Source organism: Capnocytophaga sp. H2931, from assembly GCF_002302535.1.
In the GTDB taxonomy this organism is placed as follows: domain Bacteria; phylum Bacteroidota; class Bacteroidia; order Flavobacteriales; family Flavobacteriaceae; genus Capnocytophaga; species Capnocytophaga canis.
Window position 1 is genome coordinate 1,546,233 of the sequence record NZ_CP022381.1, and the last position, 12,612, is coordinate 1,558,844.

Annotated in this window: 13 protein-coding genes; 5 read left to right on the forward strand and 8 right to left on the reverse strand. The window is 35.3% G+C overall.

Annotation, left to right across the window (positions count from 1 at the left end):
• Positions 1 to 181 precede the first annotated feature (181 nt).
• The 4 genes from CGC52_RS06520 to CGC52_RS06535 are packed head-to-tail and all read left to right on the forward strand — an operon-like array spanning position 182 to position 3,140.
• A complete protein-coding gene (locus tag CGC52_RS06520; protein WP_042344319.1) occupies positions 182 to 730 on the forward strand; it encodes an RNA polymerase sigma factor in 549 nt (182 codons plus the stop codon).
• Positions 717 to 1,205, forward strand: coding sequence for a hypothetical protein (locus CGC52_RS06525; protein ID WP_042006724.1), 489 nt, complete (start codon positions 717 to 719; stop codon positions 1,203 to 1,205). Before CGC52_RS06520 ends, CGC52_RS06525 begins: the two co-directional genes overlap by 14 nt.
• Before the next feature lie 33 nt (positions 1,206 to 1,238).
• Positions 1,239 to 2,369 (forward strand): hypothetical protein, encoded by a 1,131-nt coding sequence (locus CGC52_RS06530; RefSeq protein ID WP_052461525.1) that lies wholly within the window; start codon positions 1,239 to 1,241, stop codon positions 2,367 to 2,369.
• 45 nt (positions 2,370 to 2,414) lie between these two features.
• Positions 2,415 to 3,140 carry a head GIN domain-containing protein gene (locus CGC52_RS06535; protein ID WP_042006726.1) on the forward strand — a complete coding sequence of 242 codons (726 nt, stop codon included), beginning with the start codon at positions 2,415 to 2,417 and terminating at the stop codon, positions 3,138 to 3,140.
• Between the two features lie 167 nt (positions 3,141 to 3,307).
• On the opposite strand, the gene CGC52_RS06540 is transcribed toward CGC52_RS06535, so the two are convergent.
• Together CGC52_RS06540 and CGC52_RS06545 are read right to left on the reverse strand one after the other, a co-directional pair.
• A complete protein-coding gene (locus CGC52_RS06540) occupies positions 3,308 to 3,829 on the reverse strand; it encodes a mechanosensitive ion channel domain-containing protein (protein ID WP_042006727.1) in 522 nt (173 codons plus the stop codon).
• Positions 3,830 to 3,899: 70 nt separating this feature from the next.
• Entirely contained in the window at positions 3,900 to 5,018 is a 1,119-nt protein-coding gene (locus CGC52_RS06545) for a glycosyltransferase family 1 protein (protein ID WP_095893811.1), read from the reverse strand.
• A 145-nt stretch (positions 5,019 to 5,163) separates the two neighbouring features.
• On the opposite strand from CGC52_RS06545, the gene CGC52_RS06550 reads away from it, so the two are divergent.
• On the forward strand, positions 5,164 to 5,610 hold the full coding sequence (locus CGC52_RS06550; RefSeq protein WP_095893812.1) for a PepSY-like domain-containing protein: 447 nt from the start codon (positions 5,164 to 5,166) through the stop codon (positions 5,608 to 5,610).
• A 433-nt stretch (positions 5,611 to 6,043) separates the two neighbouring features.
• On the opposite strand, the gene CGC52_RS06555 is transcribed toward CGC52_RS06550, so the two are convergent.
• From CGC52_RS06555 to CGC52_RS06580, 6 genes are all read right to left on the reverse strand, one after another.
• Positions 6,044 to 7,225 (reverse strand): ABC transporter permease, encoded by a 1,182-nt coding sequence (locus tag CGC52_RS06555; protein ID WP_095893813.1) that lies wholly within the window; start codon positions 7,223 to 7,225, stop codon positions 6,044 to 6,046.
• On the reverse strand, positions 7,212 to 8,375 hold the full coding sequence (locus tag CGC52_RS06560) for an ABC transporter permease (RefSeq protein ID WP_095893814.1): 1,164 nt from the start codon (positions 8,373 to 8,375) through the stop codon (positions 7,212 to 7,214). Before CGC52_RS06560 ends, CGC52_RS06555 begins: the two co-directional genes overlap by 14 nt.
• Before the next feature lie 76 nt (positions 8,376 to 8,451).
• Entirely contained in the window at positions 8,452 to 9,114 is a 663-nt protein-coding gene (locus CGC52_RS06565) for a class I SAM-dependent methyltransferase (RefSeq protein ID WP_095893815.1), read from the reverse strand.
• 244 nt (positions 9,115 to 9,358) lie between these two features.
• Positions 9,359 to 10,333 carry an HlyD family secretion protein gene (locus CGC52_RS06570; protein ID WP_095893816.1) on the reverse strand — a complete coding sequence of 325 codons (975 nt, stop codon included), beginning with the start codon at positions 10,331 to 10,333 and terminating at the stop codon, positions 9,359 to 9,361.
• A 79-nt stretch (positions 10,334 to 10,412) separates the two neighbouring features.
• Entirely contained in the window at positions 10,413 to 11,816 is a 1,404-nt protein-coding gene (locus CGC52_RS06575) for a TolC family protein (RefSeq protein ID WP_042006738.1), read from the reverse strand.
• A gap of 84 nt (positions 11,817 to 11,900) precedes the next feature.
• The gene (locus CGC52_RS06580) at positions 11,901 to 12,482 is read right to left on the reverse strand and encodes a Crp/Fnr family transcriptional regulator (protein WP_232751798.1); all 582 of its coding nucleotides are present in this window, start codon (positions 12,480 to 12,482) and stop codon (positions 11,901 to 11,903) included.
• Between the last annotated feature and the right edge of the window lie 130 nt (positions 12,483 to 12,612).

Here is a 12,612-nt window from a genome sequence, read left to right on the forward strand (position 1 = left end):
CATACACCCCTCAAAAAAATAGGGGTATGTAAATTAATATTCAAATTCAGGTGTTAGATTTCAAAAAAACACCCTTCAAATTTCTTTTGAAATCTGCCTTAAAGAAAATACAGCGAAATGTTTTTTTTCTAAAACTTGTAACATTCTCTTTTTTTTAGCATCTTTATACCAAAAAACAGATTTGACCACCGAATTTTCAGACATACTAAAAGGTTGTAAGCGGGGAGATCCTAAAGCACAGACTGCACTCTATCGGCAGTACGTAAAGGCGATGTACAACACTGCCTTTCGGATATTGCAACAGAGCGACAAAGCAGAAGATGTTGTGCAGGAGTCGTTTATAAAAGCCTTTGAAATGTTGGATTCGTACCGAGCAGAAAGTACTTTCGGGAGTTGGCTTAAGAGAATTGTAGTTAACGAGTCATTGATGTTGTTGCGAAAAGAAAAGGTATCAATTTCTTTGGATACGATTCCCTACGAAGCGATAGATGATAATCCGCAAGAAATTTGGGATTTTCAACAAGAAGAAGTACAAATTTTATTAAAATGTTTAGGTAATCTGCCCGAAAAACAACGTGTTATATTGAATTTATCTCTAATCGAAGGGTATGACAATGAGGAAATTTGTGAAATTTTGAATATTACTGACCAAAATTGCCGAACAATGCTTTCGAGAGCTAAAAAATTATTACGAGAAACCATAATACAGATGAAACATGATCGAAAATAAATTTGACATATACGAACCTTTAGACGGACACGAAGAGCGTTTCTTGCAAAAGCTATCCGAAAGAAATATTACTAAAAAAACAAAGAGAAGATCGCTTATTCGTAAAATTGTCTATACAAACATAGCTGCAGCAGTGCTGATCTTCGTAGCTTTCACATGGAATTACAATGCTGGTGATCGGCTTGAAATAGCCTCTCAAGTTGCTTACGAATCGGAGCAGTATTACCTACCGATGATTGAGGAAAATATTGAAATTATCAAAAATTCAAACAACGAACTCTTAGCAAAAGACGCTCTCAATCAACTAAATAAAATGAAAACCGACTACGAACGATTGCGAAATGAAATCATTGCTCAAGGAGAAAATGAGTTCTTGATAACTGCCATTCACACCAATTTTGACACACAATTGCAGTTCTCCAATCGCGTGATAACGATGATAAATCCTTTACAGGGAGCAGAAAATGAAACTTAAATAATAGTAAACAGAAAATAAATTTTAGAAACTATGAAAGATATTATGGTTAAAATAAAAAACAATATGTTCCTAAATTTACTTGAGAATAGGAATTGGGGAGTGGCGATTCTGCTTTTGTTCTCGCTGTCCATCTGGGCAAACGAACCTTATTTTAAAGAACAAAAACATACCGAAATTCAAAAAATCAGCAAAGAGTTTCAGGTGAGTAGTTCGCCGAGTTTGTATGTGTCCAATAGATATGGGGATATTACGTTGCTGACCGATAAAAATCTAAAAGATAAAATCAAAATAGAGGTCGAAATCAAAGTAAGTGCTAATGATCCGAGTGTTGCTCAAAGTAGAATCAAAGAAATTTCGGTCAATTTTAGCCAAAATGCTTCGGACGTATGGGCTAAAACACAAATTGCTGAAAGTAACAGCTTTTTTGGATTAAGAGGCAGAAAATCATCGGTGCAAATGAAGATAAATTACAAAGTTTCGTTACCTGTGAAAACACATCTTACACTCGAAAATAAGTACGGAAACATTTTCTTAAACAGAATTGAGCACGATGTGAAAATTGACGCTCAGTACGGCAACCTACAATTGGGAGAGGTATTGGCTAATGCAAAACTTGATTTGGAATATATCTCAAAAGCAAATATGGAATCAATAAAATATATTGATATGGACGCCTCATATTCAAACATTTTTGTTGAAAAAGCTGATAAGGTAGACTTGGAAGCAAGTTATACGAACTTAAAACTGGGTAGCATAAAACAACTCCAAGCTGACGTTTCTTACGGAAATTTTGACATTAATGAAGCTGATTTTCTGAGCTTGGAAAGTGATTACACCAACGTTTCTATAGGAAAAATTAGCAACCAACTTTCGGTCGATTCTGATTACGGAAGGGTTATTGTTAAGGAGGTTTTACCTACAACAAAATCGGTAAGCATGAAAAGTAGCTACGCTAGTATTTCTGTTAACTATCATCGGAATTGGTCGTTCAATTATTATTTTTCAACTTCGTACGCAAGTTTGAGAACCCCTGATAATCTTCCATTTACTGAAAGAGACCATCGGCAAACGAGCAAATACGTCAAAGGAAGCAAAGGAAAGGCAAACAATCTGTTTCGGATTGAATCTGACTATGGAGGTGTTTCCATTACAGAAGAATAAAAAAACATATAAATTTCTAATAATCAAATAAATAACAGATAAATCATGAAAAACATTTTTACATTTTTGTTTATCGCTTTTTCAGCGACAAGCTATGGTCAATTCTTTTTGAAAGAAACTATCAAAGATAACGGAAACGTTAAGGTAGAAAATCGCACCACGGAGGCATACACCAAGGTTAGCAATATCGGGAATCTGTACGTAGTACTCACAGAGGGTAAGGTTGGAAGCATTCGTGTGGAGGCTTCGGATAATATTCTGCAGTATATCCTCACTAAAGTTGAAAATGGGGAACTCAGCATCAGGCTTGATCCGAAAAATAATTACACCCTGAAACACAAAGTTGTAGTGTATGTTCCCGTTGATCAATCGCTACAAAAAATATTACAGAAAGGTTCGGGAGATGTAGAGCTAAAAGACCTTTTGAAAGTAGAACAACTCTCTTGTGAATTGGCGGGTTCGGGAGATTTAAAAATCAACGTTAAAGCAAAACAATTATCCCTAAGTGTTGTCGGTTCAGGAGATCTTGAAGCCAAAGGTTCTGTTACAGAACTTCAAGCCGAATTGACGGGTTCGGGAGATTTGGATGCAGAAAAACTTACTGCTACGAACGCAAAAGTTACAGTGAATGGCTCTGGCGACATCACAACTTTTGTGACAGAAAACGTTGAAGCTCGGGTTTCAGGTTCGGGAGATATTGCCATAAAAGGAAATCCAAAAAAGAGAGACTCAAAAGTAATGGGCAGTGGCGATATTCGATTTATACCCTAAACGCTAATTTGAGAAATCAGAAAAAACATCGTTCAAATACTTTAAAGCAAAATTGTATTAACTTCTCAGAAGCCTCCCAAGTTGAGCTTCTGAGAAGTTTTTAATGTATAAAATTTATGTATCTATGTAGTTAAAACAGTAAATATGAGATAAAAAAATAGTATAAACTATCTCTTAACATTCGACACGATGGAAATTCCTTTTTGTAACAAAAGATTGTTAGGTAAACATATTTCCTCATCTTCAGAGGTTCTCAATAAAGTATAAAAAGATTTAATATCCAAGATTTCGCCTTCAATAGGAAATTCTTTGTCAATAAACTTAATCTTATCACCTATTTTAAACGGAAACGAAAAGAAAATTATCACTCCCGCAGTGATATTACTCAAAATAGACCACTGAGCGAAAAAAGCCACTCCAATAACTGTCAATACAGAGGAAAGAAATAAAAATAATTTATCACGCTCAATTCCCCAAACCGAAATCAATAAGATAACGATAAATGTGAAAATCAGATAGCTGATGTATCGCTTAACTAAATTGGTACGATTTTCAAGAAAACTCGCTTTTCTAGCTACGCGTTCCACAATTGAGAAAGAAATACTTCGGACGATCACTAAAATCACGATGGATACAACAGAAGCTATTATTTGATTGGTGTAGGCTTCTAAAAAATTAAGGACGAACATACGTTTTATATTTTTGGTTTTGCAAAGATATGAAATAAAGAACAACTACGGATGAAATGTTCTACATATCCTAATCAATTGTTCTTACTCTGTTATATACGCTTATAAGTTCTTGATAAACAGAGCTGTCTGTAAATTTCTGAGCGTGTTTAAATCCTTTTTCAATCATCTGTAAGCGTTTTTCATCATCTGAAGTAATTGCAATAATCGCCCGTTTGATTTCTTCAGTAGCATTGTTGAGATTGATGTAAATACTATCCTCTCCTCCAGCCTCTGAAAAGCAACTTCCTTGTGAAGTAATCACTGGCACTTTTGAAAACAAAGCCTCCACAATTGGTATTCCAAATCCTTCAAAAATAGACGGATAGCAAAAGATGGTGGATAGCTGATAAATTACAGCTAATTCTTCCATAGAAACATTTTTAAGTGCTATCACTCGATTTTTCATTTGGTGTTTACGACAATAAGCTTCAATCTGATCGTAGTATTTTGTTTTTTTACCAACTAATACCAAAGCGATGTCTAAATCCTTGATGGCTTTGACTATTTCTAAGGCATTTTTGCGAGGTTCGATGGCTCCCACATAAAGTACGAAACGCTCGGGAAGAGCAAATTTTTTACGCGTATGTTTTTTAATTTCAGGAGAGTATTTTTTTTTAAAAGCTTCATGACATCCCTGATATACGACAGAGATTTTTTCAGAGGGTACTCCAAGAAACTCAACGATATCGCGTTTAGTTTGTTCACTAATGGCGATGATGTGATGCGACTTTTGAGCTGCTTGACGGAATTTCCAAAAATACATCTTCCTGTCAAAAAATGAATACCACTGCGGATAACGAACGAAAATCAAATCATGAATGGTTACGATTGTTCGAGTGTGTTTTTGGATTCCAAACGGAATTTCTCCGGAAAGTCCATGATACAAATCTAAAGACTCTGTCTGTGCCAATCGGCTTATTTTTAGCATACGCCAAAGGCTTTTCATTTTTTTCCAAAAAAACGATTTGGGAGTGATAACTTTCGTGTGTCCATCAATCCTAACACCAGAGTGTACTTTGGGTTTCGGGTTGAATAGAACCAATTCAAACATTTGTTGTTCTTGAAGTATGCGAATCAAATCACGACTGTAATTCCCTAATCCCCGCATGTTGTGAAACGCTCTTTTAGCATCGAAGCCTATTTTCATACCTAACCAATCATTTTCATTTGCCTACAAAAGTACGTCTTTTTTTTATCTTCAAAAAAAAATTCCTTATTTTTTTTTAATCATTTTTGTTTTTTCAAAATTATTTTCTAAATTTGTCCCATAATTTATTTAAAACAGATATAACATGAAAACACTGAAAAAACTTGGAACACTAATGGTTGTTCTTTTTGCGACTTCTGTAGCAACAGCTCAGCACAAAATCCTTACTTTGGAGCAACTACCAGCTAAGGCACAAACTTTACTTAAAGAAAATTTTGGAGGTTTAGACATCGCAGTAATTTGGGAAGAAACTGAATATTTTTCTCAAAAAGAATACAATGTGACGTTCAACGATGGCTCAGAAATTGAATTCCGTTCTAATGGTGATTGGAAAGAGGTGAAATCGAGAACAGGAAATGTTCCCGCAAACATCATTCCTGTAGCTATAAGCCAACATATTACCAAGTATTTTCAAAATACGACTGTTAGAGAAATCAAACGTCGTAAGTCTGGAGGGTACGAAGTGGAGCTTTCAAACGGTTTGGATTTAGAGTTCAATAGCAAAGGAAGATTTGTTAGAATTGATGACTAACCAGACTTTTCTCTGTGTGTAAATCTAATTGAAGTTGATTTAACATACTTTTCAATCGGTTACCAACACAGAGACTTGATTAGAAGAAGTTTCTTGTCTACAAAACAGTTAATGAAAAGAAGCTGTCCGAAGAGGACGGCTTCTTTTTTTGGCAATGTGCTAAAAAATGGTGTTTTTTTATTTGCTTAAATAGTTGTAAACTCAGTGCGTTGATTGGAAGAGGAAGCAAGTTCTGCTGAGGAGCAACTTGTTATCAATACAATCGATGTTCAAGATGATAGTTTTAGAAGTTGTCCGAAAAGTTTAATTTTGATAAAATTCTAAAAAGAATAAATGATTGATAATCACTGTTTTTTTATAAGATTCTGTTTGAAGTTTATTTTTCGGGTAGCTTCGCTTTTATTATTTTAAACACGTCGAATTTAATTAACTTTTAAACAAGTTCGTTTTCATTTTTCTTGCGGTAACTATTAAAGAAAAAAACGCATAAAACGAAATAAAAAAGACATATTAACCACATTTTTAAATACATATCGTGAATGTCAGTAAGCGCAACGCCTCCTTGCGTTAGTGATACAAACCCTTTGATAGCGGTTGTGCTGGGGATAAATTGCGATAAAAATTGTAATAATTTGGGCAATGATTCCACAGGCCAAGAGATACCGCTGAGTATCAAAAAGGGGATAGAGGTGAACGAAATGGTCATTACGGCATCTTCACGATGTTTAAAAAACCGAATTAAGAATAAGCCCATAAAGGCAACACTTAGGAAAAACGGTAGCATAAACAAATATACGTCTATTAGCTTAGCTCGTTGAGGTATATCGAAAAAAGGCATAATAATTCCCAGTACGATGGTAATGTACAGTAACGCTATAGTTAAGTAGCTTCCTGCTTTTCCGAGTAAAGTTGCAATGACTCCACGGATGGTTCTGACGGTGTAATGATTTTGCAAAAACTCTTTCTTTTCGCGTTGTGTTCCTCCGAGCAGTCCAATTCCTGTGAGTAAAAGAGTTTGAATAATAAGTAGATACACCATCGGCATTGCAAAGGTTGCATATCCTCCGTTAGGGTTAAAAAGCGTTACAGTCTGTGCATTGATTGCTTTAATTGTATTCATCGCTTGGTGGTTTGAAATCCCTTGTGCCGTAAGTCCCTTTAGTTCAATACCTGCATTCATATAAGCGATGGAGGTAGCTACAGCTTTATATACTTGTTTGTAGTAAATAAAATAGGCTACATCGTAATACCCCGAAACAGAGGGACGCATTTTTTTATAAATCTTTTCAGAGAAATCACGTGGGATGACAACTATACCGTGAACTTTCCCTTGGTAGAACAGTTCTCGAGCTGCATCAAAATCCGATGGACTTTCACTTACCGAAACCTGCTCAGTAGCATTTATCATTCGTATTAGCTGTCTGCTTTCGCTAGTTCTACACTCGTCTACTACAGCTATATGAACGTCATTGGTCACCTCGTATGAGTACACATAGGTATATGCCCAAGCAACGATTATTGAAATGATAAAAAACGACGCCCATACGGCAGAATCTGAAATAATCCGCTTCATTTCCTGCATATAAGCATATGTCACTCTGCTAATTCTTCTCATAGCCGTTTTGTTTAATAAGTTTTACAAATTTAGGGAAAGAAATAGTTATTGTGCTGATAAACAAGCAAAAGGCTAGAATGTTTTCCCAAGAATAATAGAACGAAAGACCACGTATGGCGGTATTTATGTAACTTTGTAGAAAGTGTGTGAAAGGAAAAATTTTAGCTACATATTGTATAAAAACAGGCATCGCTTCTAACGGGAAGGTATATCCTGAAAAAGAAAAAGCAATCGCCGTAAAGCCTCCACCAAAGGTTAGAGCCATTCGTAAATCTTTAAAAAAGGATACGAAAAATACAGCTAACACCTGATTAACAATAACTAAAAGCAATGAAAGCAAAATCGTAGCTCCTGCATAATTTGCCTTGGCAGGAATGCCAATTACTTTAAATAGGTAAATATCCATACATAACGCTAAAACCATAAAAACAATGGTGTAGGGGAGTAACTTGCCGATTAATAGAATCCACGCATTTTGCCCTGCTTCTTCGAAATGTATTTCAGCTGTACGATATTTAAACATTTGCCCCAAAGCAAAAATGGAAACAATCATTACAACCATTTGAAACATCATGGGAATGAACCCTAAGCTCAAAAAATAATTATAGTTTTTGTAAGGGTTATAAAGTGAGTGGGCATCGTTTTTTATGGATTGAACTTCGGCAAAGGCTTGCTGGTAGGAAGTTCCTTTTTTAGTTCGTTTATTCAGATTAATCCCAGCAGAAAGCGTCGATACGGTGTTGATAAAAGCTGACTGTATGAACCCCGAAGGAAGTAAATACGCTCCGTTAGTATAACAAATAGCTTGAGTGGTTTTATTCTGCAAAATATCTTTTTCAAATCCTGAAGGAATTATTATGTAGGCATAGACCTCTCCTTTTCGTAGTTGATTTTCAGCGTTTTTAGGACTTTCTACCTGTTCTGAAATTTGCATAATACTGGTTGCGTCAAGCCATCGTATCAGTTGCCTTGACATTGCCGATTGGTCATAATCAGTTACTAATATAGGTAAATCTTTTGGCGTGTCTTCTTGAAAAGCGTATCCAAAGAAGCCGAAAATCAAAACCGGAAGCCCTAAAGCCATCATCAACCGTTTGGGCGATGTCAATAATTGTTTAGCTTCTTTTATAAAAATTGTACGTAATCCCATTTTGTAGCATTTAGTTTCTTCCTCATATTGATTTTTATTTTATTCCTTCGGAAGAAAAGTTGATTTTATGAAAATATCACTCGGGTTTTAAAAAACTTGTTATCAAATACTTTCTGTTCACTATATCTCCTGATTTACTTTGAATACTTTCGGTGTGAATTTGAGTTTTCAGGTGTTTAAACCCTGACTTTAGAGCAAACTCAATGACCTCTTCTTGGTCATATAGTGTAAAACCAAATCTTGAAAAGGGCAACGTTGTCATAAATATTTTTTCGGCAAAAGTGACATTCAGTATACCAAAACGACATAACACTCGGAAAAGTTCATCAAACATCCGTGGCGTGTCATTCCAAAAATAAATGGTATTCACACTAAATATTTTTTCAAAAGATTCTTTAGCAAAAGGCAGAACTCCCCCTCCATACTTATGGAAAAAGGCTTTTCCTAATTTTATGTACTCCTGATTGATTCTTTTAGCTTCAATATGCATTAAATCAGACACCTCCAATCCATGGTATTTTATATCCGTTTCTCTTTCAAAAATATTTTTCAAATGCTGACAATTGCCGTGCCCTAATTCCAAAAGCAAATCATCAGGACGAAGGTTTAACAAATCCACTGTATTGAGTGTCATTGCCGTATTGGTGTCGCTCATCATTTGAGCCACCTGTAGTCCTTTCTCTCCAAAAGGATTCTTCAATTGCTTGGCAAGTTCTTCAAATTTTTCCTCTTGATTCATTGTTTTTGTGAAAATGCGTAGACGTTTCAAAAGTAATTAAAATACGAATGCAACTGAAACATTTTCATTATTTTGCATAATAGTTTTTGAAAATAAAATAGTATAATATATTTGCAAACAAAAAGTTATCGTTCCCTCTTCATTACGACTCTTCCACAGTCATCATTGTCATCTCTCTATGAACTTTTGTTGTAAAATTTAGAAGTCGTTACCTCTTCATTCCGATACTTTTTGTTACTTTTGGTTATTGTTTAACTAAAACAGACATTCCAGGCAACAATCCCTCTACTTTTTCTACTGGATATGCTTTGATTTCAAAGGTTTTCCGGTCGAAATCGCCTTGTGATTTGGTTGCTGTCCATGTAGCGAAATCAGCCATTACGGCAATGTGTTTAACCTCAAGGGTGATTTCTCGATTGTCCAAAGCAGGAACAAAAGCGTTGAATTTAGTCCCTTTTTGGAAACGACCCATAAAATCTTCACGAATGTTCAAAACTACCCAAATATCTGATAAATCAACCAAGGTAATAATGGGATAGCCTGTATTGACCAATTCTCCTTCGTTGGGTATAATCTTTTGAATTTCAGCAGATAAAGGGGCGTACAGATTCGATTCGTTTTTGTAGGAAGTAACTTCGTTTATGGCTCCTTGAGCTTTGTCAACCAAAGCTTTAGCTGCTTGTTTATCTTCTTGTTGAGCTCCTGCCAAAGCCAAGTCGTATTGTGATTTTGCCGCATTGGCTTGTTGTATGGCTGCTTGGTATTTGGTGTAGACCTCATCTCTTTTTTGAGCAGAAACCAATTGTTCTTTGAACATATTTTCAACTCTTTTGTATGAAGTTTCTGCAAAATCAGCAGCAACTTTGGCTTGTTGCCAAAGACTGTACGCACCTTGTATTTGCTGACTTCTAGCTCCTGCGTTAGCTTTGTTAAGTTGAGCTTGAGCAGCGTTGTGAGCAGCATTAGCTTGTTCTAATTTTGCATTAATTTCAGGAGTTTCAATGCTTAAAAGCAAATCTCCTTTTTTAACGGATTGTCCTTCTTGAACTACAATCTTATCAACACGTCCTGGAATTTTTGGAGCTACATTGATTTGTTTTGCTTCTGCTTGACCTTGCCAATAATGCTCTTCTGCTCGGAATAATGAACTTATGGCAATAATAGCAATGACGATAATGACTATGATTGGTATTAATTTAAAAATTCTTTTTCCTTTCATTTTAATTATTTTTTTTATAATTCTTAATCTCTATTTTTTTAGGTTGTATGGGATATTTGACTATTTATCCTTACGAGTTTTATTGTACGGAATAGTTGCTTAAAGTACCTGTGGTTTTTAACATTTCCATGGCTGCTTGACGTTGTTGCTGAATACCTTGTATTTGTTCAATTACTACCTTGTAATATTCATTTTCAACTTCCAATCGGTCTGAAATATCAATCAAACCTTCCGTATATTGCCTTATAGCAGTGTCCAAACTGTTCTTAGCAACGACTACTTTCTGTTGATTAATGTGCATTTTTTCATTTGCGATACGATAATTAACCATGTTTTTATCAAGTAATAGCGAAAGTTTGTCATGAGCATCAGTCAATTTACTTTTTGTGGTTGCAATGTCTAACTTGGTTTGCTTGATTTTATTAATTCGGCTCATTCCACCGAATAACTCCCACTTCACGCCAACTCCAACAAACCATGTTGGTGAGAAAGTGATTTCGTTTACGCCGATGTGTATGTGTTTTTTTGTTAAGGGTGACATTCCTAAGTCAAGATTAGCATCGAATAAAGATGTATAACGAACTCCTCCCATAGCCATCATTTGTGGTAAGAAAGAACCTTTTTCTTTTTTAAGCAACCATTCTTGAGCTTCTATGAAAGATTGTAAAGCTTTTATTTCGTGTTTGTTTTCAATAGATAAATTTGTATTGTCAATCATAATAAAAGGCTCAAAATCATTTACAACAGATTCGATTTGTGCCGAATCAAGTCCTGTTAAGTAATTGATTTTTTTGTAGATAAGGCTTTTGTTTCCGTCAAGTTCAGCTTGTTTCGAGGCTAATTCTAACTGAGCCAATTTTATCTTATCTCTATCAAAAGGAATAGCTAATCCTTGTTCAATACCTTTTTCAACTCGTTTGGCTTCGTTTTCTAATCGTTTTGTACTGTCGTCAATGAGCTTTTGAATCGCTTCCAATACTTTGATTTGGTCAAAACTCGTTACTATTTCTTGTATTAATTCGTCGGCTACAATTTTTCCTAAATATTCAGTTCCTATTCGTTTGCTTTCCAAAGCTTTAGCTCCATATGGGATTTGCAAACCACTGAAAAGAACCATTTTAGCTGTAACGCCCCCCATCATAACATTTCCGTATGACTCGGAATGTTTTGTTGTATTAAAAATCGTATTAAAAAGAGGTAGCTTCAATAAGGGTAGATGTTGAGTTTCCAATTCCATCTTTGTATTGCTATCGGTATACAGATAGGCTCCCGAAGCTTCCACTCTGGGGATGTATTTCTGTAATACATCCTTACGTTCTAACGCTAACTTTTCCTGTTCAATTTCCTTTTGTTTTAAAGTTTCATTTTTTTTCAATCCTGAACGTATGGCTTGGTCAAGAGATTGAGAAACAATGACCTGTGCTTTTGAGCATATGGATAAAAGAGTAGCTCCGATTATTAAAAATGATTTTTTTGCATTCATTATCAAATATGATTTAATGGCTAATAAAATTCGGTGCAAAAGTAAGTTTTTTTTTAATGCTAATGTGACACAAATGTGTCATAATCATTCCTTGTTGAGGATGTTTTTTCGGATTCGTGTTAAAGCCTGCCTACTGATACCTAAATATGAACACAGGTGGGAAACAGATACGCGATTTACCAATTCGGGATTCTCTTTCATCAAATCCAAGTAGCGTGTTTCAGCATCATTAAACAGAAAGCTTTCTACGCGCCTGTACACTCTTTTGAAAGCATTTTCAGCAACCAGACGCATATAGCGTTCAAAAAAAGGAATTTTGTCAGAGCATTTGCGTAAATGTTCGTATGAATGGTTGATAATAGTCGTTTTTTCGAGACATTGGAAGTAAAATCGACTTCTTCGAGGAGAGTCCAAGGTGGTGTAATCGGCTACGAAAATTTCCTCTTGATGGAAACTTACGGTAATGTCATTGCCTTGTTCGTCTATGTAGAAACCTCGTAGCAAACCTTCTGCTACAAAACCAATTTGGGTTTGCTCTTCATCCGCTTTAATATAAAAATCTTTCAAAGGAAGTGTTTCTATTGAAAGCCCTTTTGCAAAATAACATAAATCCTCCTCAGTAAGTTTTGGGCAAAGTGTTTTTACAAAACTGAGGTATTTTATCATAACATCTTGCATGGAAAGCGTTTTCGTGCAAAGATATAAAATCAAAAGCGAAAAGCAAATTATGATTTTGTTTTTTCAGAGTCAATCGAATTGGTTAGCAAAGCGGCGTGTTTTGGTGGTATGAATTTGT

Excerpts from the sequence above, each read along its gene's own strand:
- CGC52_RS06560 (WP_095893814.1), bottom strand. The coding sequence starts at position 8,375 with ATGGGATTACGTACAATTTTTATAAAAGAAGCTAAACAATTATTGACA.
- CGC52_RS06550 (WP_095893812.1), top strand. The coding sequence starts at position 5,164 with ATGAAAACACTGAAAAAACTTGGAACACTAATGGTTGTTCTTTTTGCG.
- CGC52_RS06525 (WP_042006724.1), top strand. The coding sequence starts at position 717 with ATGATCGAAAATAAATTTGACATATACGAACCTTTAGACGGACACGAA.
- CGC52_RS06580 (WP_232751798.1), bottom strand. The coding sequence starts at position 12,482 with ATGATAAAATACCTCAGTTTTGTAAAAACACTTTGCCCAAAACTTACT.
- CGC52_RS06530 (WP_052461525.1), top strand. The coding sequence starts at position 1,239 with ATGAAAGATATTATGGTTAAAATAAAAAACAATATGTTCCTAAATTTA.
- CGC52_RS06545 (WP_095893811.1), bottom strand. The coding sequence starts at position 5,018 with ATGAAAATAGGCTTCGATGCTAAAAGAGCGTTTCACAACATGCGGGGA.
- CGC52_RS06575 (WP_042006738.1), bottom strand. The coding sequence starts at position 11,816 with ATGAATGCAAAAAAATCATTTTTAATAATCGGAGCTACTCTTTTATCC.
- CGC52_RS06570 (WP_095893816.1), bottom strand. The coding sequence starts at position 10,333 with ATGAAAGGAAAAAGAATTTTTAAATTAATACCAATCATAGTCATTATC.
- CGC52_RS06540 (WP_042006727.1), bottom strand. The coding sequence starts at position 3,829 with ATGTTCGTCCTTAATTTTTTAGAAGCCTACACCAATCAAATAATAGCT.
- CGC52_RS06555 (WP_095893813.1), bottom strand. The coding sequence starts at position 7,225 with ATGAGAAGAATTAGCAGAGTGACATATGCTTATATGCAGGAAATGAAG.
- CGC52_RS06535 (WP_042006726.1), top strand. The coding sequence starts at position 2,415 with ATGAAAAACATTTTTACATTTTTGTTTATCGCTTTTTCAGCGACAAGC.
- CGC52_RS06565 (WP_095893815.1), bottom strand. The coding sequence starts at position 9,114 with ATGAATCAAGAGGAAAAATTTGAAGAACTTGCCAAGCAATTGAAGAAT.